This window comes from Enterococcus sulfureus ATCC 49903 (genome assembly GCF_000407605.1).
Taxonomy (GTDB): domain Bacteria; phylum Bacillota; class Bacilli; order Lactobacillales; family Enterococcaceae; genus Enterococcus_G; species Enterococcus_G sulfureus.
Map to the genome: position 1 here is coordinate 17,771 of NZ_ASWO01000007.1, position 23,283 is coordinate 41,053.

Annotated in this window: 21 protein-coding genes; 3 read left to right on the top strand and 18 right to left on the bottom strand. The window is 37.6% G+C overall.

Annotated elements, in window-relative coordinates; all coding sequences use genetic code 11:
- Positions 1–281 precede the first annotated feature (281 nt).
- The 3 genes from I573_RS10115 to I573_RS10125 all read right to left on the bottom strand — a co-directional run bounded on the left by I573_RS10115 (position 282) and on the right by I573_RS10125 (position 3,397).
- A complete protein-coding gene (locus tag I573_RS10115; protein ID WP_016186485.1) occupies positions 282–926 on the bottom strand; it encodes an NADPH-dependent F420 reductase in 645 nt (214 codons plus the stop codon).
- 1 nt (position 927) lies between these two features.
- Positions 928–1,962, bottom strand: coding sequence for an LLM class flavin-dependent oxidoreductase (locus I573_RS10120; RefSeq protein WP_016186484.1), 1,035 nt, complete (start codon positions 1,960–1,962; stop codon positions 928–930).
- A gap of 121 nt (positions 1,963–2,083) precedes the next feature.
- On the bottom strand, positions 2,084–3,397 hold the full coding sequence (locus I573_RS10125) for an NCS2 family permease (RefSeq protein WP_016186483.1): 1,314 nt from the start codon (positions 3,395–3,397) through the stop codon (positions 2,084–2,086).
- A 206-nt stretch (positions 3,398–3,603) separates the two neighbouring features.
- Between I573_RS10125 and I573_RS10130 the strand changes: the two genes are divergently transcribed.
- A complete protein-coding gene (locus I573_RS10130) occupies positions 3,604–4,779 on the top strand; it encodes an SAM-dependent methyltransferase (protein ID WP_016186482.1) in 1,176 nt (391 codons plus the stop codon).
- A 37-nt stretch (positions 4,780–4,816) separates the two neighbouring features.
- Here I573_RS10130 and I573_RS10135 read toward each other — a convergent pair whose 3' ends face one another.
- From I573_RS10135 to I573_RS10180, 10 genes are read right to left on the bottom strand one after another with little or no spacing between them, the layout of a single operon-like run.
- Positions 4,817–6,091 carry an LLM class flavin-dependent oxidoreductase gene (locus tag I573_RS10135; protein ID WP_016186481.1) on the bottom strand — a complete coding sequence of 425 codons (1,275 nt, stop codon included), beginning with the start codon at positions 6,089–6,091 and terminating at the stop codon, positions 4,817–4,819.
- On the bottom strand, positions 6,088–6,363 hold the full coding sequence (locus tag I573_RS10140) for a glutaredoxin family protein (protein WP_016186480.1): 276 nt from the start codon (positions 6,361–6,363) through the stop codon (positions 6,088–6,090). Before I573_RS10140 ends, I573_RS10135 begins: the two co-directional genes overlap by 4 nt.
- Positions 6,360–7,361, bottom strand: a complete 1,002-nt coding sequence (locus I573_RS10145) for an MsnO8 family LLM class oxidoreductase (protein ID WP_016186479.1) — start codon at positions 7,359–7,361, stop codon at positions 6,360–6,362. The genes I573_RS10140 and I573_RS10145 overlap by 4 nt, the downstream gene beginning before the upstream one ends.
- The gene (locus I573_RS10150) at positions 7,361–8,119 is read right to left on the bottom strand and encodes an amino acid ABC transporter ATP-binding protein (protein ID WP_016186478.1); all 759 of its coding nucleotides are present in this window, start codon (positions 8,117–8,119) and stop codon (positions 7,361–7,363) included. The genes I573_RS10145 and I573_RS10150 overlap by 1 nt, the downstream gene beginning before the upstream one ends.
- Positions 8,119–8,817: an ABC transporter permease subunit gene (locus tag I573_RS10155; protein WP_016186477.1), complete on the bottom strand. Its 699-nt coding sequence runs from the start codon at positions 8,815–8,817 to the stop codon at positions 8,119–8,121. Before I573_RS10155 ends, I573_RS10150 begins: the two co-directional genes overlap by 1 nt.
- A gap of 16 nt (positions 8,818–8,833) precedes the next feature.
- Positions 8,834–9,637, bottom strand: a complete 804-nt coding sequence (locus tag I573_RS10160) for a transporter substrate-binding domain-containing protein (RefSeq protein WP_016186476.1) — start codon at positions 9,635–9,637, stop codon at positions 8,834–8,836.
- Positions 9,638–9,650: 13 nt separating this feature from the next.
- Positions 9,651–10,445: a transporter substrate-binding domain-containing protein gene (locus tag I573_RS10165; RefSeq protein WP_016186475.1), complete on the bottom strand. Its 795-nt coding sequence runs from the start codon at positions 10,443–10,445 to the stop codon at positions 9,651–9,653.
- Entirely contained in the window at positions 10,435–11,196 is a 762-nt protein-coding gene (locus tag I573_RS10170; RefSeq protein ID WP_016186474.1) for an amino acid ABC transporter permease, read from the bottom strand. Before I573_RS10170 ends, I573_RS10165 begins: the two co-directional genes overlap by 11 nt.
- Positions 11,197–11,208: 12 nt before the next feature.
- On the bottom strand, positions 11,209–11,742 hold the full coding sequence (locus I573_RS10175; protein ID WP_016186473.1) for a GNAT family N-acetyltransferase: 534 nt from the start codon (positions 11,740–11,742) through the stop codon (positions 11,209–11,211).
- Positions 11,742–12,293: an NAD(P)H-dependent oxidoreductase gene (locus I573_RS10180; protein ID WP_245555082.1), complete on the bottom strand. Its 552-nt coding sequence runs from the start codon at positions 12,291–12,293 to the stop codon at positions 11,742–11,744. The genes I573_RS10175 and I573_RS10180 overlap by 1 nt, the downstream gene beginning before the upstream one ends.
- Before the next feature lie 280 nt (positions 12,294–12,573).
- Between I573_RS10180 and I573_RS10185 the strand changes: the two genes are divergently transcribed.
- The gene (locus I573_RS10185; RefSeq protein ID WP_016186471.1) at positions 12,574–13,482 is read left to right on the top strand and encodes a LysR family transcriptional regulator; all 909 of its coding nucleotides are present in this window, start codon (positions 12,574–12,576) and stop codon (positions 13,480–13,482) included.
- A gap of 64 nt (positions 13,483–13,546) precedes the next feature.
- On the opposite strand, the gene I573_RS10190 is transcribed toward I573_RS10185, so the two are convergent.
- Positions 13,547–16,048 (bottom strand): cation-translocating P-type ATPase, encoded by a 2,502-nt coding sequence (locus I573_RS10190; protein WP_016186470.1) that lies wholly within the window; start codon positions 16,046–16,048, stop codon positions 13,547–13,549.
- Between the two features lie 204 nt (positions 16,049–16,252).
- On the bottom strand, positions 16,253–17,356 hold the full coding sequence (locus I573_RS10195; RefSeq protein WP_016186469.1) for an SLC13 family permease: 1,104 nt from the start codon (positions 17,354–17,356) through the stop codon (positions 16,253–16,255).
- Positions 17,357–17,531: 175 nt separating this feature from the next.
- On the opposite strand from I573_RS10195, the gene I573_RS10200 reads away from it, so the two are divergent.
- On the top strand, positions 17,532–19,232 hold the full coding sequence (locus tag I573_RS10200) for a hypothetical protein (RefSeq protein ID WP_016186468.1): 1,701 nt from the start codon (positions 17,532–17,534) through the stop codon (positions 19,230–19,232).
- On the opposite strand, the gene I573_RS10205 is transcribed toward I573_RS10200, so the two are convergent.
- The 3 genes from I573_RS10205 to I573_RS10215 form a co-directional block, all read right to left on the bottom strand.
- Positions 19,226–21,118 (bottom strand): heavy metal translocating P-type ATPase, encoded by a 1,893-nt coding sequence (locus I573_RS10205; RefSeq protein WP_016186467.1) that lies wholly within the window; start codon positions 21,116–21,118, stop codon positions 19,226–19,228. The genes I573_RS10200 and I573_RS10205 overlap by 7 nt on opposite strands.
- 109 nt (positions 21,119–21,227) lie before the next feature.
- Entirely contained in the window at positions 21,228–21,593 is a 366-nt protein-coding gene (locus I573_RS10210; protein ID WP_016186466.1) for a Rid family detoxifying hydrolase, read from the bottom strand.
- 83 nt (positions 21,594–21,676) lie between these two features.
- A complete protein-coding gene (locus I573_RS10215; RefSeq protein WP_016186465.1) occupies positions 21,677–23,041 on the bottom strand; it encodes an MFS transporter in 1,365 nt (454 codons plus the stop codon).
- Between the last annotated feature and the right edge of the window lie 242 nt (positions 23,042–23,283).

The window sequence follows — 23,283 nt, forward strand, 5'->3', positions numbered from 1 at the left end:
TGATTATATCGGGGTTTTTTCTCATTGTAAATTCATGTAATTTTAATTTTATTCTAAAATTACAGATTAGCGTATTGTTTTTCCTACTCTGCCGTGAGATAGACTGACTAAAAATATCTCGAAATTCTTTTTTAGGACTTTCACTTTAATGTGAGTTCGTATTTTGACGATTTATTTATTTTTATTCTCTTTGTCAACCATTAGATTAGAAAAAGCACGTATCCTACAAAAGAATACGTGCTTTTTCGACGATTTAGTTTAATTTATTTAGGTAGACGAACTCAATCTACTGTTTTATGCTCCATTTGTCTGATCATTACATCTAACACGGCTTTTGATTCATTTGCACCAAATAATGGACTACCTGGTTCTAACATTACTCCTTGTTCAAGGGTAGCTAACGCATAAGGATCAAAGCCAAGCTGTTTGATCAACTCTTCAATCTCTGGGACGATATGAGGGTGATCTGTGGCGTAGGCAATCGCTTTTTTATGCTCTTTAGTTGTTGCTTCAGCAGCTAAATCATGATAGCCCATATGGTTAAATGCCTTCACAACGAATGCTTCAGGTAATTTATTTTGAACGGTCACTGAAGAGTTTCGATAATGTGCTTCCTGATCTTTTCCATCGATTTCCCACCAAAAATTCATCGCATCAAGAACTGTTTTTTCCTTAAATTGAGTCAATATGGAATCAGGAAGTGCCAAAAAGCGACTCAAAGGCAATGCCAATATAATAGTAGAAAACTGTTCGATTAATTCAGTGGTTGTATATGCTTTTGCACCTGGCGCTAACACTTCGACTGTTAATTCGATAGCTTGCGCAGGACGTGAACTTGAAATTCCCACATCATAACCTGCATCCAGTGCTAATTTTGCTAAGGCTAATCCTAATTTCCCAGCACCTATAATCCCAATTTTTTTCATATTATCCTTCTTTCAGTAATTCTTTTACTCTTGGAATGACTTCTTTTCCATATAGTTCAATCGTCTGCATACGAGCCTCAATCGTTTGTCCACCCGCTCCATACACTAGATCAAAGCGTTTGACACCAACTTCTTTCATTGTACGTGCTATTTTTTGTGCCACAGTTTCTGGATCGCCCACATAATAAGAACCATATTCAACTTCAGCCATAAACTGCTCGCGACTCATTGCACCCCAGCCACGTTCACGTCCCAATTGATCCATCATTTGTTTAATATAGGTCCACGCGATTTCTTGTGCTTCTTCATTCGTTTTAGCAATTACTCCGTGAGAATGCATGCCAATCGGCAAGGCAGGTTGTTGAAACTGTGCAGCTGCTTTTTGATACAATTCTACGTAAGGCGCAAATCGTTTGGGTTCTCCGCCAATGATCGCCAGCATCACTGGAAATCCGTAGCGCGCCGCTCGAACAATCGATTCTGGTGTTCCACCTACGCCAATATAAGTCGTTAACGTACGGTTATTTTCCATTTTAGGATACACTTGCGCTTTGTTTAAAGACTGTGTTAATTTCCCTTCCCACGTTACACTTTCTTTTGTTGTGAGTTCATGGTACAACGCTAATTTTTCTTCAAATAATTCATTGTATTGTTGAAGATCATACCCAAACAAAGGGAACGATTCCGTAAATGAACCTCGACCTAGCATGACTTGCGCGCGCCCATTTGATAAGGCATCTAATGTAGCAAAACGTTCATATACGCGTACTGGATCATCTGAACTCAAAACTGTTACCCCTGTACTTAATTTGATTGTTTCTGTGACTGTTGCCAAAGCACCAAGAACGATCTCTGGACTAGAAATCGCATACTCTTTACGATGATGCTCTCCTATTGCTAAAATATCTACACCCACTTGATCGGCTAATCGTCCTTCCTCAATCGTCAAACGTAGTGCTTCAGCATCTGAAACCCGTTGCTGATTACGGTATGGAATATCTCCAAACGTGTCTAAGCCAAATTCATAAGTTGTCATCTGTATCCTCCATCGTCTTTTTTTACTACTATAACAAGAGAACCACAAAAATACGATTATTTTGCTTACAAAAAATAAGTAAAAAAACAGTACCTTGAGTGAATCAAGGTACTGTTTCCTATTAATTCATATTTAAAATCCACATAAAGCCAACAAAAACAAAGAATAAGGCGTACATGATTGGCGAAACTTCTTTCCCACGTTTTGCCGCGATCATCGTGATTGGATAAAAAATAAATCCTAAGGCAATTCCATCTGAGATACTATACGTCAGCGGCATCCCAACTAAAATCAAGAAGGCTGGAATTGCAATTTCTAGATGTTCCCAGTCGATTTCTTTTAACGAATGGGCCATCATCACACCTACCACGATCAAAGCTGGTGCAGTGACTTGTGGCGTTACGATTCCTAATAAAGGAGAGAAAAATAATCCAAACAAGAATAAAACACCGGTAACCACAGCAGTTAACCCTGAGCGCCCTCCAACTGCAATCCCAGCAGAAGATTCAACATACGCACCCACAGGAGAGGTTCCAAATAAAGAGCCCGCTAACATCGCCGTTGAATCAGAAGCCAATGCTTTTCCAACCCGTGGCATTTCATTATTTTTCATAAATCCAGCTTGATTTGCTAATCCGACAAGAGTCCCTGCTGTATCGAAAAATGTGACCAATAAAAAGGTCAACACTACGACCCAAAGCTGAACAGAATTAATGTCTCCAATATGCTTTGCCGCAACAAGAAATGTTGGTTTCAAACTTGGAGCCGCTGCTACGATACCTGTAGGTTTTTGAATCAATCCTGTAAGTAATCCTAAAACAGTCGTTGCGGCCATCCCAATAAACACACTTCCTGGAACTTTACGGATCAATAAAATTGCCGTGACAGTCAATCCAAAAATCGTTAACCAAGTCGTCCCAATAGATAATGAACCTAATGAAACTAAAGTCGATTCATCGGCAACAATGATCCCACCTTGATTTAATCCTAAGAAAGCAATAAACAAGCCAATTCCACCCGAAATTGCAAATTTTAAATCTTTAGGGATTGCATTGATAATCAATTCACGCAATTTTAATACTGTAATCAACATAAACAATAGTGAAGCGACAAATACACCTGCTAAGGCCGTTTGCCAAGGAATCTTCATTCCGATACACACTGAATAAGCAAAAAATGCATTGATTCCTAATGCTGGAGCGGTTGCGATTGGATATTTTGCATAAACTCCCATCAAAATACTTCCGATAGCACTCGCTAAGGCTGTAGCCGTAAATACCGCTCCTTCATCCATTCCTGAAGCGCCGAGTACGCTAGGATTCACAAATAAGATATAGACCATTGAAATAAATGTCGTAAATCCTGCTACGACCTCTGTACGAATCGTAGTATGAAGTGCAGATAAGCCAAAATACTGCGATACTTTTTCTTTCACTACTAAAAATCCCCCTAAATGCGAACAATATTGTTAGAATCGTTCCTATTCTTTTCTTTTTCTATAACCTGGTTTATCATATACTATAGGGCTATAAATGTAAATGTAAACCTGAAAAACCAATGAAAAACAATTAAAAATGTTTGTAATTTATTACAAAAAGCGCTACTCTAGTAAAGGCAAATCAGTTTTAGGAGGAATTATTGATGTTAGAAAAAGAACTATATAAGAAATTATTTTCAGAATCATTCTCATTACCTGTTCAAGTAAATTACTGGGATCATACTTCTGAGCGTTACGGCAATCTAGAAGGTGAACCTGAAATTACCATTACATTCAATCAAATGATTCCAATCAAAGAAATCACTAAAAATGCTTCATTGACATTAGGTGAAGCCTATATGGACAAAAAAATCGAAATCGAGGGTAGTATTCAGGAATTAGTTGCAGATGCCTATAAACAAGCAGGCAGTTTCCTACGCTCAAAAAGTTATATCAAATGGTTACCTAAATTAGCACGTCATACAAAAAAACAAAATAAAGAAGACATTCATTCGCATTATGATTTAGGAAATGAGTTTTATGAACTTTGGTTAGATCAGACACTTACGTATTCTTGTGCGTATTTTGAGACACCAGAAGATACATTGGAACAAGCACAAATGAATAAAGTTCGTCATATTCTAAATAAATTATTTATTAAAGAAGGCGATAGTTTATTAGATATTGGTTGTGGCTGGGGTACATTGATGTTCACTGCAATCAAAGAATATGGTGTGCACGCAACAGGAATCACATTAAGCGAGGAACAATATCGTTTTATTACGGATAAAATCAAAGCAGAAGGTTTAGAAGACAAATGCACGGTTTTATTAAAAGATTATCGTGAAGTCAAAAACTTAGAATTTGATCATATTACTAGTGTAGGCATGTTCGAACACGTCGGAGAAGATAGTTTAGAAGAATATTTTGCTGTAGTCAAACGACTATTAAAACCTAAAGGAACTGCTTTGATTCATGGAATCAGCCGTCAACAAGGTGGCGCAACAAATGCATGGATCAATCAATATATTTTCCCAGGAGGCTATATCCCAGGTATTGCTGAGCTTGCAACACATATGCAAACAAACGATTTACAACTAATCGATTTAGAAAGCTTGCGTCGTGACTATCAATTGACACTCGAGCATTGGACGAAAAATTTCCATGCTGTAAAAGACCAAGTACTGTCTGTTGCAGATGAACGCTTCTACCGCATGTGGGATCTTTATCTACAAGCTTGTGCGGCATCGTTTGAATCAAGTAATATCGATGTTGTGCAATACCTTTTGGTTCATCCAGGTAACAATACGATTCCAATGCACCGTTACGTTGGACATTAAAAAAGAGGCTGTGACAGAAATCTGTCACAGCCCTTTTTTATGCTAATCCTAAGTTTCCTCGTAGCGTATTGTGTGTGTACGCTGTTTTATAGATCCCTTTTTTCTGTAAAATCGGTACCACTTCTGTTATAAAACGTTCAAATGCATGAGGATAGTCGCCGCCAATAATAAAACCATCTACTGCACCTTGAACAAACCATTCTTCAATCAAATCCGCAACGTGTTCTTTTGTTCCCATAAATAATGGTCGTGGTAAGGCTTGTTCAATCGCCACTTGACGTAGCGTAAGATTTTGATCTTTAGCTTCTTGTTTGATCTTATCCGTAGTACTACGAAAAGCCTCTTTTCCAATATCTCCAAGTTCTGGGAATGGTTCATCTAATGGATATTGATGAAAATCGTGATCATCAAAGTAACGTGCAAGATAATTCAACGCATGCTCGATTGGAATCAATTGCGCAACGGCGTCATATTGTGCTTGTGCATCTTCTAGCGTATCCCCAATAATCGGTGAAATCCCAGGAAGAACGAGCGCTTTACGCTTGAATGTAGCCGTTTGGCGAGCGATATCATCATAAAATTCGCGCATGCTTTGAATCGATCCACTATGGGTAAAGATCGCTTCTGCATGTTTAGCTGCAAATGCTTTTCCTTTATCTGAAGCACCTGCTTGGAAAATCACTGGCTCTCCTTGGGGCGATCGACCAATATTTAAAGGACCGGCAACTTGGAAATACGTCCCTTGATAATCTAGACGATGCATTTTCTCAAAATCAACATATTGACCTGTTTGTTTATTTCGAACAAACGCCTCTTCTTCAAATGAACGCCATAATCCTTGAACGACTTCTAAATGCTCTTTTGCAATCTCATAGCGCTCGTCATGTGGAGGTAGCGTGCGATTATTATAATTTTTCGCAGCCCCTGCTTGAGGGGATGTTACGACATTCCATCCAGCCCGACCTTGACTTAAATGATCCAAAGACATGAGTTGACGGGCTAATGTAAATGGATCTGTATAAGTTGAAGAGAACGTTCCGACTAGCCCAATATTTTCAGTCACTTGCGCCAAAGATGCCAATAACGTAATGGGTTCGAATCGATTTAAAAAATGAGGGATCGACGCTTCTGAAATAAATAAACCATCGGCAATAAATACAAAATCGAAAAAAGCTTTCTCTGCTAATTGCGCACGTGTTTTGTAAAAATCAAAATTCGTGCTAGCTGTTGCATCGATATCCGGATGGCGCCAACCATCTGTCGTACTTCCGATCCCATGTAAGATGGCACCTAAATGTAATGTTTTGCTCATGCCACTACCTCTTGATGTGCCTGGATTTCTTTGATCACATCTTCTAACTCTAAACTTGTTACTCCAGTAAATTGTGTGCTTCCATTTTTGGCGATTTCCACGACAGGAACGTAACTCACCCCGTATTTCGTTTGTAAAATCGAACGAAAGGCATCTTGATACGTCACATCCACAACTTGATATTCCAATTGTGCTGTTGCAAAATAGTCTTTCAATGTTTGACAATAATGACACCCTTCTTTTGCCCATAATACAATAGTTGGTTGACTCATAAAAAAACGCCCCTTTTTAATTCGATTTTTGTTGCAAGATAGTCGATCAATTGCTCTTTTTGCGCATAAGGTTGATGCGGTGTATGAAGAACAAGATCTGTGATTTGATAATATTCTGTAAATTCTTGTAGCGCTTTTGCTAACGTCTCTTTCGTGCCTACAATTGCTCCGATTGATTTCATTTCAATCCAAGTCTCTTCACTTTGACTGGCTTGATACGCTTTTGCACTAGTCTCATCAGCAAAATTCAGACGTTTTCCCGAAATAAAATGAACGGTGTATGAAGCCAATTGTTCTAGATATGCTCTTTTTTCTACTTCAGAAGACACTAACGCCACCGTTACAGCCACCATAAATCGTTGTGCACTACCTTTTTGAAAAGCCGATTTGATCGTATGTAATGCATCACGATCTCCATTAGCAAAAAAAGGATAAATCATACCAGAAGTCGTTTCGTGAGCCAAAGCTACACTTTCTAAACTTCCTCCCAATAACACCATTTCTGGTTTTGTATCAATTACTGGTTGTAATGTGATCGTCTCATAATAAGGATGTTCTGGTGGTAGCTCATCACGAATCAACCCAACGAACTCACGATATTTTTCATCAAATGGCCGTTCTTTTTGAAATGCATCTCTTTGTAAAACCTTAACGACTTGATCATTTCCACCTTGTGCTTTTCCGACACCTACAATCACGCGATCTGGTGCTAAATTAGCTAGTACATCGATATTTTCTGCCACTTTATACGGAACAAAGTGTTGCAACATGACGCCTGCACTACCAATTTTGATGGTAGAAGTCGCCGCTAATAAATACCCCATTAACACTTCAGGACTAACACCAGCCATTTGATCGATCAAGTGGTGTTCAGATACATAAAAAGCATCAAAGCCTAACTGATCCGCTTTTTTTGCATAACTGACAGTTTTAGCTAATGTCGATTGAGCAGTTTCCTCTTCATAGACGATACTTTGATCCAATAACCCGATACGCATTATACAAAGACCTCCTCAAATAAGTTCGGACGTGTTCGTGCCAAAAATTGTTTCGTTCGTGCTTCTTTAGGAGATTCAAACACTTCTTTTGGTGTTCCTTGTTCCACGATTTGTCCATGCTCCATAAAAATCACACGATCAGCCACTTCATAAGCAAATTGCATTTCATGAGTCACGATGATCAACGTACTTTCTTGATGTGCTAGTGATTTGATCACAGCTAGTGTCTCTCCAACTAGCTCTGGATCGAGTGCACTTGTCGGTTCATCGAATAAGATAATTTCTGGTTTTAATGCCAATGCGCGTGCAATCCCCACACGCTGCTGTTGTCCTCCAGATAATTGAGCTGGATAATGTGTGAGCTTATCTGCTAATCCTACTTGCGTTAACAGAGCCGTTCCTAGTAAAATAGCTTCTGCTTTTGGCATTTTTTGAACCATTATTAATCCTTCAATCACGTTTTCTAATGCCGTTTTATGTGCAAATAATGCATATTGCTGAAATACCATCGCGGTTTGTCTACGCCATGCTAAAATTTCCTGTTTCGTAGCTTTTTTGGCATCGATCACTTGATCGTTTAGTGCTAAAGTTCCTGCATCTGCTTGTTCTAAAAAATTCAAACAACGTAAGAACGTAGTTTTCCCAGAACCACTTGGGCCTAAAATGACTACGACTTCACCTTTTTGAATCGTGATATCTACTTTATCTAAAATCACTTGTTTACCAAAACGTTTTTGTAGTTGTGTGATCGTTAACATCAAATTCCCCCTCGTTTAGCTAGTGGGCGTCGTTCTAGGAAAAAGCCCATTTGTTCAATGATGATCGCTAAAATCCAATAAATGACTGCAGCTGCAATATACGCTTCTAAAAACGTATAACTTGTCGTTGCAGTGATCAGTGAACCACTCAAAATATCGACGACAGAAACGATAGAAGCTAATGCCGACAACTTTAACAATACGATCCATTGATTACATAAAAGTGGTAACGATTGAAACCATAACTGCGGTAAGATAATGCGCCTAATCGTTTGTCTAGTCGTCAATCCAATCGAGGCTGCTGCATCGAGTTGAGTTCGATCAAATTGAAGTAGCAATCCACGAAAAACTTCTGTCAGTTGGATCGTAGCGTAACCACTTAAGATCACAATAATCAAATATTCACGGTTGATATCTTTAAAACGAATCGGAAACTGCAACGCGACAGCAAGTTGATCAAACCAATCAGAAAATACGAGATAGGCTACAATCAAAACGAGCACCACAGGAATCCCTTTAAGAATTGGAAAAATAATTTTTAAAAAATGGGAAAAAAAGCGAATATTATAAAACCGGATCAAAGCAAATCCTAAGCCCAAAACACTACCGATCACTAGTGGAATAAAAGATAGACGTAATGTGACTGGAAGGTACATGATTCCTTTTTGGAGCGCTTGAATAATGGCATGGTAGTCCATACTTGTCACCTACTTTTTATTTTGTATAATCTGCACCTAAAATTTTCTTCGATAACTCACTTAATTTTCCTTCATCAATCAATTCTTGGAGTGCTTTGTCTACCTTATCGGCCAATTCTTGATCGCCTTTTTTGAAGACAAAATACGTTTTCGATTCATTGATTGGTTTTGTATTGGTTACAAGTTCAGCTGAAAATTCTTTATTTAATTTATCCACATCATATTTCGTCAACAACGCAGCATCCGCGGTTCCATTTTGTAATCCTTTGACCAATACTTCTTGTGTAGCTTCGTTATAGACGATATCGATTTTCGTACTATGATTTTGATTGTATTGCTCTAATAGATACGCTGCATTTGACCCAGGTGAAGTAAAGACTTTTTTCCCAGCCAAAGTATCTAAACTCGTATACGTTGAGGCATCTTTATTGGCTGCAATATACAAGGTGTAATCTGTATAGCCAACTTTTCCATATAGATATTTCTTCGCACGCTCGTCATTGTACTCGTATTGATGTCCTGCAAAGTCCACTTTTCCTGCACTTAACGCCGTTAAAATATTTTTAAAATCCATTGATTCATATTTGAATTGATAGTCAGGTAATTTTTTATCGATTTCTTTCATGACTTCCACATCGTATCCTTGCAATTCATTGTTTTCATCTAAATAGACAAATGGACGATAGGCATTCCCGGTTCCTACCGTAATGACCTTTCCTTCCTCTTTTTGCGTTTGCGCTTGGCTCTCTTTTCCACAAGCAGCTAAACTTGTACTCAATACTAGTAACACTCCCAAACCGAATAATGTTCTTTTTTTCATTTGTATACACTCCTTATTTGGTAAAATCTTCTCCAAGGTATTGAATCGATAATTTAGACAATGTACCATCTTCGATCATCGTCTCTAACGCACGATCGACGGCTTTTTGTAATGTTGTATTCTTTTTTTGGAATAAAAAGTACGTTTTTGCTTTTTTTACAGGTTCTCCTGTGGCAACTAAATTTGCTTGAAATTGCTTATTCAACTTGGCAATATCAAACTTTGTCATCAATGCCGCATCTGCTGTCTTATTTTGTAATCCTTTTACGATCACTTCATTGCTGCCATCGTTATAGACGATTTGAATTGGTGTTGCATGTGTTTGATTAAAGGTTTCTAAAAGATACGCTGCATTCGAACCAGAAGACGCGAATACTTTTTTTCCGGCTAGATCTTGTAAAGAGGTAATCGGAACTTGAGTTGTCTTATTTTGAGTGATATACATCGTAAAATCTGTATATCCAGTATGGGCATAGAGATACTTGGCTTTACGTTCTTCGTTTTCAGCATATTGATGCGCTGCAAGTTGCACATGATTACTCGATAGTGCTGTCAAAATGGTTTTAAAATCCATAGATTCGTATTGAAACTGATAGTCTGGTAAGCGTTTGTCGATTTCCTTTAAGACGGCGATATCATATCCTGTTACCTCATTCTTTTCATCTAAATAGACAAAAGGTGGATAGGCATTTCCAGTCCCTACCACAATCGTTTCACCAGTTTTTTTCGTGTCGGTTTCCGTTGCTTGTGCGCTACACCCGGCTAAACACACTCCTAAAAAAAAGAGTATCCATATTTTACCCTTCATGTTCAATCCCTCTTCTTCTAAACGAGGGCCAGCCGATAAAACGGGGCTTGGGCATCATTAACTTTTGTTTTTGCGTTTGATTTAAACGTTGATCGATCATGATAAATAATTGTTCTAATGCAAGACTTAATACAATAAAAATAATCGCAGCAATAAAATACCCTTCTAACGAATGATACGTTACGGATGCTAAAACTTTTACTTTGCCGATAATGTCTACGATGCCTAAAGAGAACGCTAAAGAAGTATCTTGTAATAAAGCGACGATCATAGTTCCTGTAGGGGGTAAAGCACTGCGAACGGCTTGTGGCAACACGATTCGTCGGTAGACTTGACCTTTCGTCAATCCAATCGATAAAGCAGCTTCTTTTTGTGCTTGAGGAACTTGAATAATTGCTGTTCGAAAAATTTCTGAAAAATAAGCCGATGTATTGATTCCATAGGTGAGATAAACAAATAGTAATTTGTCTAAGTTAACCGAAGTGCCTGTAATGGACGTCAAGACTACAGGTAATCCATAAAAAACTAAAAACAATTGAATCAAAATCGGCGTTCCGCGTATAAATGAGACCAATACCACAATAAGTTGTGAAAAAAATGGGATTTTTTCTAAACGAATTAAGGCAAAACATATTCCTATTCCCATTCCCATAATCGTTGCCACTCCGACAATTCCCAACGTGACAGGTACAGCTGTTAAAATTTTAGGAATAAACGACCAAACATATTGCCAATTAAAAAAATCTCCCATTTTTTCTCCTCCTTAGGCGCTTGGATTTAATAATTTGCGCTCGAATTTTTCGGGTATCAATACTTTATACAGTGAGACACCAATATCTTGAGTTGCTTCATCTAAATGCTTGCCATGAACTTGATACCCATTTCGTAGGTACATATCTAATAACCAAGGATGTTTCTTTCCTGATGTGCCGATCATATACGCTGGAGCTTTATAGATTGGAATCAGGTACTCTTCTTCTACTCGTCTTAAAAATTGTTTGCCGATCCCTTTTCCTCGATATGTATCTGCTGTAGCAAACCACCATAAAAAAGGATAGCGTGAAACAGGTTCTTCTGATTCCCAAGGCAAACGAATCGTGATCGTCGACACCAATTCTCCGTTTAACTCATACAACAGTGCCACGGATCGTTCAATGTTTTCTGTGACCATTTGAAGCGTAGCATTCGTTGAAGGCCAGTCGATCCCGTATTCTTTGACCTCTTTAAATGCCGTTTGAATCAATTCCAGTAAAGCTGGTGCGTCTTTTCTTGTTGCAATTCGAATTGTCCCTTTCATTACACGACCTCTTCTTTCTCTTGCGTCACTTCATATTGATTTATTTTGCTAAGCTGGGCATCGATACGTTCACGAGCAGTTTCTGCTACATTCCAACTATCTGCAAGTTGTGTCACCATCGATTGATGGATAAATGTGGATTGCAATAAATATTCAGCTCCTAATTCTTTTAGCACAGGTTCTAGTGCATAAGGTAAAGCCAAAACATGATTTGTCGATCCTCCTAAAGCTAGACTGTAAACAATTTTTTCAGCTAGCCCTTTTTGTGGAAGCAAATCAAGATAAGTTTTTAAAATACCTGAATAACTCGCTTTATAAATCGGAGTGAAGAATAGTACCGCTTGACTATTTTCAATTTTTTGATTGGCTTCTAAAATATCGGGATGAGAAAAATCAGCGGTTAGTAAGGCTTCATGATTCAATTCATTGACCATAATGAGATGTGTCGTCATATGCATCATGGTGAATTGATCGATACAATATTCTACAAGTCCTTGTACTCGAGAATATGATTGGTTGCTTCCTACGACTAATGTGATGGTCGTCATCATTGATCACTTCGCTTTCTAGTAGTTAAGATTTTCTAAACTATAAGCCACAATCTTTGTGAAAACAAATCAATTTTTTAAACTTCATCTATCAAAAAAAGTGATATTTGAATTACAAAAGTAACTATTCTTTATCAGAACCCTCTAAAAACAAGAATGATAACGGCATCATTTTTGATCTATCCAAAATAAAGTAGGTTATGATCGAAAAAACTAATCACAAACTTTTTCTTCTTTTATAGAAGTTTTCGTATACTAATACTAAATCACTGGGAGGTTTTTTATGGATATCAAGGAAATCGAAACATTTGTTTTAATCGTCAGAACCGGTAGTTTTCAAAAAGCTGCCGAACTTTTACAATATGCCCAACCTACGATCTCGGCTCGAATCAAACAATTAGAACTCGATTTAGCCATTTCTTTATTTTATCGAGGAAAACAGGTTACGCTAACACCTGAAGGGCAAGCGTTTTATAAAAAAGCTGAAGAATTTCTTCTTCACTATCAATCACTAAGTGCATTTGGAAATCAACTAGTGCAAAAGCCGCTACAAAAGTTGACTCTAGGTATATCGGATCCGACCGCAAGCTTAGTATTGCCAGAAATTTTAACGGTATTTAAACAAAAATTCCCTTTAGTGACCCTCTCGATTCAAGTTATGGATGCAAATGCATGTAATCAAGCTTTACAAGAAGGACTAATTGATTTTGCCATTTGCGGGGAACCGACCTTACTTTCTGATCAACTGTTTGAACCCTTCTTTTATGATGAACTCAATCTATTGGTATATGACACACATCCTTTGGCACAAGAGCCTTATGTGTCACTTGCACAATTAAAAAATGAAACGTTTTTGATGACACCTGAAAACTGTCCAATTCGAATCAAGATTGAACAATACTTAAAACAAGCGCTCGGTACGGACTACCAAAAAATTGAAGTCACGACAAGTTTGGCGCATAAATATTATGTACAAAAAAAAATCGGGATTTCGATTTTCACCTCGATTGCGCATAGCGAACGCTTGCCGCATACCGTCGTACTCCCTATTGATGCGCTACCGATTCGACCCGCTATCGGATTCTTATCCTCGACCAAAACAAAACACGAGCAAGAATTGATCGACTATTTCAAAGAGTGCGTGTTAGATTGGTTTCAACAAAAAGGCATGATCTATTTACCGATAAACTAAAAAAACTATCCAATCATGTTCTACATCCTAAACTCTCTAGGTTGCTATACATGATTGGATAGTTTTATTTATTTCGTCGAACTATTTTTACAATATCATACCAACATACACTGATTAGTCCAACTACGATACATACAGTTAATTGTGTGATCGATAGTGCAGCTAAATCAAAAAATTGATTAAAGGGAGAATAAATCAATGCGAAAAGTACGACGATCGTTCCACCTAAAATCGACCAAATCACTTTATCATGAATTAATGACATAAACGTTTGGATCGCTAAACGAGTCTTCGAACTATTGACTTGGACTAAAAATAGATTAGCCACAATCAACACCACTAACCCCATTGTACGAGCTAATTCATCATTTGACTGGTCTTGGCTTAACGTAAAATAAAATACACCGAATGAAGCGATGAAGATCATCAGACCTTGAAGAACACTTTTCACTACTAAACGCTTAGATAAGAGTTTTTCATTAGGATCACGTGGCGGACGTGTCATAATATCGGCTTCAGCTACTTGTCTTTCTAACACAACAGAACACGTCGGATCAATGACAAGCTCTAGCAATACAACATGAATCGGAAGCAAAAATAATGCGGCTTGTGTCAATCCCATGAGTGGACCAAAAAGTGCGGCTAGAGCGATCGGAATATGGATAACTAAAATATAGCCTACCGCTTTCACTAAATTATCATAAATACGTCGTCCGTCTTTGATTGTATTTAAAATAGTAGAAAAGTTATCGTCTAGTAAAATCAAATCTGCTGCTTCTCTTGAAACTTCTGAGCCTCTTTGTCCCATAGCGATTCCCACATCGGCATATTTTAGTGCAGGCGCATCATTGACGCCATCTCCTGTCATCGCGACGACTTCGCCATTTGCTTTAAATGCTTGGATGATCTTCATCTTATGTTCAGGTGTTACTCTTGAAAAAACTGTACTATCCCGTACTTTTTCTTCAAGTTCTTCTTGTGTCATTCGATCGATTTCTTGTCCGGTTAAATAATGAGTTGCTCCGTTAATCCCAACTTGTTTCGCGATAGCTTGTGCAGTCACCCCATTATCTCCAGTGATCATCACTACTTTGATTCCAGCTTTTTGACAACGTGCGATTTCTTTTTTTACGCCCGCTCGAGGGGGATCGACTAAGCCAACTAACCCTAAAAAGGTTAAGGTACAATCGGTAATCGTCTCAGGAATTGTTTCTTGTGTAACACGTTGCTCTCCTACAGCAATCACGCGTAAACCTTGTCTAGCGAATTCCTCGATTTTTTGTCGAATCGCTGCTTTTTCATCTTCACTTCCTAGACTGATAGCTAAAATACTTTCTGGTGAACCTTTAGCCGCGACCACTACTTCTTCTGACTTTTTCCAAACATGTCCCATCATCTTTAACTCATCTGTAAAAGAGTATTCTGTCAGTAATTCTCCATCGAATAGTCGTGCTTTAGTCAAACCAAGTGTCTCATTGTACGCAAGCATCGCCATTTCCATTGGATCATATGGATCAGTTTCACTGGCTAAACCCATGATTTCTGCTAAACGTTCTGTCGAATGGTTTGTCCATAGTGTCGAAACTGTCATGTTATTTTCAGTGATAGTTCCCGTTTTATCTACTGCTAATACCGAAAGTGCACCCATGGTTTCAATTGCCGGTAATTTTCGAATCAGCGATTGTTTCTTTGCTAAACGCCATGCACCCATCGATAAAAATACAGTCAAGACCACAGGGAACTCTTCTGGAATCATCGCCATAGCTAGTGTGATTCCAGATAAAATACTTTCTACGATACGATCATGAAGTGCTAGACCTGCAGTATTAAAAAATGTAATCCCTGCAACTAATACTAATAAGACAATGGCCACACCCGCACAGATTTTGACTAAATGGTTGATTTGTTTTTCCAAGGGAGAACGTTCTGGTTTCGCTTCGACTAAATGTTTTCCAATTTTTCCATATTCCGTCTCAGCTCCAGTTTTTTCGACTAGAATTGTTGCACTCCCTGTTGTTACAAGGGTTCCTGTATATACAAAGTCTGTACGCCAATAATCTGTAGTCGTTTCATTTGATGCAGTGTGCTTCCAAACTGCTTGTGCTTCACCAGTCAATGAAGACTCGTCGACACGCAAATCATTTGCCTGTACTACGCTTCCATCTGCTGGAATTTTGACCCCTTCTTCGATAAAGACAATATCACCAGGAACTAATTCACGACTTAAAATATTATATACTTTTTGATCACGTTCAACTTTGATTTTAGGAGCGGATAAATCTTTTAGTGCACGTAACGTCTGATCAGTCTTCCATTCTTGATAGATTTCTATCGCGATGATCACCACGACAAAGACGAGCATAATCGCGCCATCTTGAGGTTCTCCTAAGAAGAAATAGATTAGCGCGGCAACAAGTAACAACAAAAACATCGGCTCCATCAGAATATGGACGATTTTATAATAAAACGGAACTTTTTTTTGTTCGCTTAATTCATTAAAACCAAATTTTTCTTGCCGTTTTCCCACTTCGTCACTCGTCAGACCAATCCATTCTTTTTGCTCCACGTTATCCCACTCCTTTTTACTGATTTTAAAAGCATAACGTTTATAAGTGACTATGACTAGCGCTTTAGCTCTATTTTCATTAAATATTTATCATTAAGTTAACTCTTAATCCACATTAAAAGCTTACTTGATTTCCATTTTTGGGTATACCTAAAAAATGATTAAACAGGGTTCCAAAAAAAGCTGATCACTTCTGTCACACTCTCAACTCAAAAACCAGAAAATGACAATAAAAACACTAAAGTAACAAACATTAAAAAGAGAAAACCATAGTAAAAAAGCACCTTTGATTTGTGGAACATATGTCGTTAGCACACGATATCCAATTAAATTAGCCAAAGAAGCGATTAGCGTACCCATGCCTCCAATATTTGTTCCAATCACTAAGCTATGTGCTTGCTTTGTAAATGGTGCTAATAAAAACGCAGCCGGGACATTACTAATCACCTGACTGATTAAAGCAGAACTGACTAAAGCAGATTTAGACGTACGAACTGTTTCTGAAACCCAGTGTGCGACTTGCGGTGATTCTTTGATGTTTCCTACAATAATAAAAAAGCAGACAAACGTAAGTAACAATCGGTAGTCGATCTTCGCATAACTCTTTGGAAACCGCCACAGCATCAAAACGAGTACAACGACAACGATCCACCACTGGCCCACTAGGTTGACAACATAAAGTAACATCAAAAAAAAGCTAAATATAGCCACTCCAATTCCTTGACGTGTCATCTTTACTGCAGCATCATTTTCAGTAATTCGTTCTTTTGGAATCCATATTAAACCTAGTGATAAAAGCATGATCGCAACTAGAGCGAAAGGTAGCATCCAAGAAAAAAACATCTTTAAAGAAAGCTCGTAATAAGAAAATAAAAAAATATTTTGTGGATTTCCTGAAGGGAATAAACTACTACCTAAATTAGCTGCGACGATAATCCAAACACTTCCAAAGACTAACTCCTTGGTTTTCAATCGTTTCGTACATATTAGATAAAACATGGGCAATAAAGTTAAAATAGCTACGTCATTGGTTAAAAACATCGAGGATACAAATGATAAACTAATAAAGTAAAGAAAAAGTTGACGTTTTGTATTGGCTATCCGCAATACCAGATTGGCGATTGCTTCTAAAATACCTAACTGTTTGAAACTTTCCACTACGACCATCAAACCAAACAATGAATACAATACTTTAACATCAATAAATGAGGAATCAAAGCGTCCAAACACTATACTAATCACTGCTAAACACAAAGAAATACTAAATAATAAATCCGACTTTATGGTTTTCATGATGTTTTGATACATGATCTTCTCCTGCTTTCTGTGCCATTTTTAATCTGACTATCATCATTGAAACTATGCCTTTTTCCGTCGGCTATGGTAACATATAAGTTGAGTGAAAACTATCTCATTTTTTCTGTAAAAAAAACAAGTATTTTCTTAAATACTCAGGATTGATTTACTGATAAAGGAGTCTATTATGTTAAAGAAATACCGTATCACACCTTATCTTATTTTATTTTTATGTGCCATAATTCTTTTATTGCCGCAACTGATCACAGGTAATATGATGCTAGGTGCCGATTATATCTTTCATTATAATCGTTTTTACGAAACAGCTATGCAAATAAAGACTGGAAACTTCAATTATTTTTTATCCTTATTTAGTTTTCAAACAACAGGGAGAATGATCAATGCACTTTACGGTCCATTGATGGCATATTTCCAAGGAATTTTACTCCTAATTGCTGGAACGTGGTTTCGTTATCAGCTATTATCTAATTTCTTACTTTTCTTTTTATCTGGGAGTTCAATGTTCTATTTGCTAAAAAAAAGCAAACGCTCTCTAGGGACTAGTTTATTCTTTTCGATCAGCTATATGACGAGTTACTGTATCTTATATGGTATTTTCCGTCAATCTTTTACCAGTTGGGGTGCAGTTGTCTTTCCGTTTGCCCTCGTACCTCTAATTCAAATGATCGAAAAAAAGAAAATCGCTCCAATTCGTCTAGCCATCGCCATGGCCTTGATCGTGCAAGTGCATTTCTTTACGAGCTTACTAGTCGTCATGATTTATTTTCTTGCGTTTTGTTATTTACTTACGCAAAAGCTATCCAAACAATTTTTTATCCAATTAATTCAATCTGTTGCACTTTTTTTATGTCTCACAGCAAATATTTGGGTCGTCTTTTTAAGTGTCTATCGTTATGATAATATTCAGCCACCTTTTGTAAATGCTGATATGTCCGCTTACACGATTGATCAATCTAGTCACATCTGGTTAGATTATCCTATGTTTTTCTTATTATTTATCGGCTTACAGTGGTTACTTTATTTACGCCAGCGAAAAACATTACCTAAAATTGTACATGTGACGTTTTGGTTAAGTGTCTTTTTCTTATTTTTATCGACATCGATTTTACCTTGGAGTTACTTTGTGGAACAAAAAATTCCTTTTGTGACCTTGATCCAGTTTCCATTTCGTTTTTTTGTTCCGTTTACGGTACTACTCTTTTTATCTTTGGCATTCCTATTAGACAAGACAAAAATCCATACCTTATTTTCTTGGAAACTATTGGGCGTAGGCTTATGTATACTTGCATTATTCAACGCACTCCAAGGAACGACTCAGCAATTAGATAAATGGACTTCGTTGAAAACGTCTGATATTCTAAGCAAACATACATTTGTCACTACTCAAGATATTGATCAAATCAAAGATAGTTTTTATGATTCTGATTTAAATCAAATGTTACACTTAATCATTAAATCAACACCGGATTATTTGCCCAATGAAAAAGAAAATATTGGGAATCGATATAATGAATATGAAAAACATATTCTGTTTACACCGTTTACTTTTGATTCGATTACGCAAAAAGATGGAACCTTACAGGTTACTTGGACAGCTAAACAAGAAGCTACTGTAACTTTACCTTTAGTAGCCTATGCGCACACGACTTTAACACTCAATGGTCAAATTATTGAAAATAAAGTCGATCATGAGGCTATTTTACATTTAGTTACCTTGACTCAAAAACCTGGCCAAAATACGTTGATCATTGGCTACCATCAAGCACTCTATGTCACTTTAGGACTTTGGTTGACCTTGATCAGTTGGCTCTCCTTGCTTGTTTTGGGAGCAATCTATATTCTTCAAACCAAAAGAACACCTCAGTAATCAACTGAGGTGTTCTCTTTTTTGGGCCACAACACTCGCAAGCTATTTAGTAGAACCAATAAGGTACTACCTTCATGAAGAATCACGCTGGATGTAATAGTCGCAATCCCCATAATGTTTAATACAATCAAGGTAATCACGACAAGCATCGCTAGCCCAATATTTTGCCAACTAATAGTATCTACTCGTTTTGCTGTTTGATACGCAACGACTAAGTTTTCTAGCTGATTATTCATCAATACAATATCGGCAACTTCCATTGCCACATCCGTTCCATCTCCCATTGCAATCGCTACATCTGCTGTAGCAAGCGCAGGCGCATCATTGATGCCATCGCCTACCATGGCGACTCGTTGGTTTTTATCTTTTAAAGAGTGCACCACTTCTGCTTTTTGTGTGGGCAATACTTCACTATAGACCGTCTCGATCCCTAGCTTCTTACCAATCGTTTGCGCAGTAAGTGAAGCATCTCCTGTAATCATTGCCGTATGAAGCCCAACTGTTTTAAAGAAGGACAACATCGGAGCTGTTGCTAGATTTAGTTGATCTTCAAAGGCGAATACTCCAATAACTTGCTCATTTTTTACGAAATAGACCACTGTTTTTCCTTGCTGACTTAGTTCTTGTGTTTTCAATTGGATTTCTTTCGTGCACGTAAATAAACTAGGTTTACCAATTTGATATTTATTTTGTTTGTATTCAGTACTGACACCATTGCCAATCGATTGTGTGACAACAAGCTGTGGGATGAATGATGTTTTGTCCTTCAGGTGCTTCACTAGAGCTTGTGCTAGTGGATGGTTACTATTGGCTTCCAATGTATAGAGTACATTTAGATCTATTTGATCCATAGCAAAATCAAGTTCATCGCTGACGTGTAATGTTCCAGTCGTTAGCGTTCCAGTTTTATCAAAACCAATCACGCGAACTTCCGATAAATCAGCCAAAACATCGCCACCTTTAACCAATACTCCTCGCTTAGCTAAAAATGAGATTCCTGCTAGCGTTGCCGGAATCACACTAACAGCTAAGGCACAAGGAGAAGCTCCAATTAAAAAGATGATCGAACGGTACACGCTTTCTGCATTTGACCAATGTAAGCCAACACGTCCAACTACATAAAATAGTGGAATCAAACACAGGACTATCGTGACATATTTAGGTTCTATTTGTTTGATTTTGCTCGCCTTTCGCGAGAGTGTTTTTTGCGATTGTGCGACCACTTGCATGATTTTTGCAAAGACGGTTTCAGAATATACGGATGTAACTTCGATCGTTAATGTATGTTCTTGATTTAATGTACTTCCATAAACGAAATCATCAATTTGTTTTTCTTTTGGTAGACTTTCCCCATTAATACTGGCTTCATTTACGGTACTGACACCAGAAAGCACACGTCCGTCGATTGGAATTTGTTCTCCAGGCAATACTTGAATCACATCCCCCACGTGCAACTCTTCCACTGCAACCATTTCTGTAGATTCTCCAGAAAGCTTTCTTGCTTGCTTTGGTGCTAAAGTAAGCAATTGCGTTAACTCTTTTTTACTTTTTGATTCAGTATAATCTTCCAAAAAATGAGCTCCTGCAAAAATCAAAATCAACAATGCCGCTTCTTCAAATTGACCAATCAACATAGCACCAATTGCTGCTAGCGTCATTAACAAATGAATATTTGGTACGAATCGTTTTTTTTCAATCGAATGATGAATCGTTTCAAAAAGCCCTTCGCTAATCACATGATACCCAGCAAATACAACACTGATACTAAAAATAATTTGTTGACTTATTCCACTTAAAAACAAACCAGCCAAAAAACTAATCATACCGATTGCATAAAACCATATCGCGCGTTTGGTTTGATGATGAGAATGAGTATGTTGATGCATGATTTTCGCCTCCATTTTAACTGAATTATTTTTCATATGTTTTTATATTCATATTATAGATCGAGAAATTCAAAAAGTAAAGAAAAAAAAGACACGCATTTTGCGTGTCTTACTCATTGCATTGTGCAATCACTTCAATTTCTACTCGAGCATGTAGTGGTAAAGTCTTTACCGCATATGTACTTCTTGCGGGATAAGGTTCTTTAAAGTAGATGGCATATAAATCATTCACTGTTTTAAAATCGTCCATATCTGCTAACAGTACCGTTGTTTTTACGACATCACTTAATGCAGCACCTTCAGAAGCTAAAATTCGTTGGACATTTTGAATCGCTAATGAAAGTTGTTTTTCTACCCCACCTACCAATTGATTGGTTTGTGGATCAATGCCTAATTGACCGGATACAAATAACAATGATCCAGCGCGGCGAACCAATGAATACGGCCCTACAGGTTGCACTAATTTATCTGACATACTACTTCACTCCATTCACTTTGACTTCTCTTTAGTATACGTGAGAAAAGACAAAAACAAAACTGTTTTTTAGCTTTAAACGATCAACTTAAACTTTTTTGTTTTTCATATCGTGTCAACCAGAAAAATAATCCCAGGTCGAGGACAAGTACGACAAAAATAAAGAAGAAGCCAGAATAAAATCCAGTAAATTGTGTTTTGGTGTGATCACTTGCTACAATCGCTGCTACGATAGAAGTTCCCACAGCACCAGCAAATTGTTGGAGTGTATTGAATAATGCATTTCCATCGGCTTGATCTTTAAGATCCAATCGTTGTAAGCCATTTGTCATAATATTTGGCATACTAATCGACATACCAAGTGTAAAGAACATATAAATACCAGCTAGTCCCATACTAGTACTATAACTTAGCAGCGTAACGAATAGTATCCCACTGATCATTTGGAAGATCAATCCAGCTGCAATCGGTTTTTTCGCTCCAAAGCGATCGTATAGTAGTCCTCCTACTGGTGCTAGTAGTGCACCTAAAAAGGCTCCTGGAAACATCGTGATTCCTGAAATAAAGGAAGATTGATGCAATACGATTTGGACCATATTTGGAATTAAAAATGAAAACGACAATACCGCAAATTGCCCGATAAAATACTGTCCTAAGTGTAGATTAAAATCTAAACGTTTAAATAGTTTAAGTTGTAAAATCGGTTGTGCTTGTTTTTTATAATGTACAATAGCTAAAATAGTTCCTAGAATCACCATTGCTACGTAAATAAAGATTTGACTACCGATATGTTGAAACTCGGTAAAGATCATAATCAACCCGACGAGCACTACTGAAATATAGATCCAACCTAGACTATCGAATTTAGGTTTTGTAGTAGGTGTTTTTTGTTCAATCGCGTACATTCCTAAAATATAAGCGAACACCAAGATTGGAATAATTAAATAAAAGACTGCTCGCCAGCCCAAACTATCCACCAAGATCCCACCATACGTTGGTCCAATAGCCGGAGCGATCGCCGTAACAAAATTTCCGATCCCCATCAACAATCCTAATTTTTTACGAGGTGCTTGTTCTAAAATAATATTAAACATCATCGGTAAACTAATACCCGTTCCGACTCCTTGTAAAATTCGACCGAAGATTAAAATTGGCAATGTAGGTGCGACTACATCGATGACCAATCCCCCAATAAAGAAAAGTGCGGCAACCGTAAATAATTGTTTTAATAGAAAGCGGCGTTTTAAATAGGCAGATAACGGCATCATGACAGCCAGCATCAAGAGATAAGCTGTGGTTAACCATTGTAATTGTGAAAGTGGTGCATCAAAAAGCTCCATAAGTCTTGGGAACGTTACATTCATTGCAGTCTCGATCAATACCCCTGCGAATGAAAAAATCCCCGTTGCCAAGATGGCAAATACTAATTTTTTACTTGTTTTCTCCATCGTACGTCTCCCCCTTTTGTCTTGTAGATGATCGACCAATTTTTGGGATAGCACTAAAAAAGCTTTCGTATACAAAGACTTTTTTATTACGTTTTCTCGCCAGCAAATAAAGCGTTTTCTCTAACATACAGTATGAAAAAACAAATCTGACTTCTGGTTTCTTGTATCGCCATAACTGAAGCCCTGTCAACTAAAGTTCGTACAGAAACCATTCTAATTAGTTCTAATTTTAAAGTCAATCA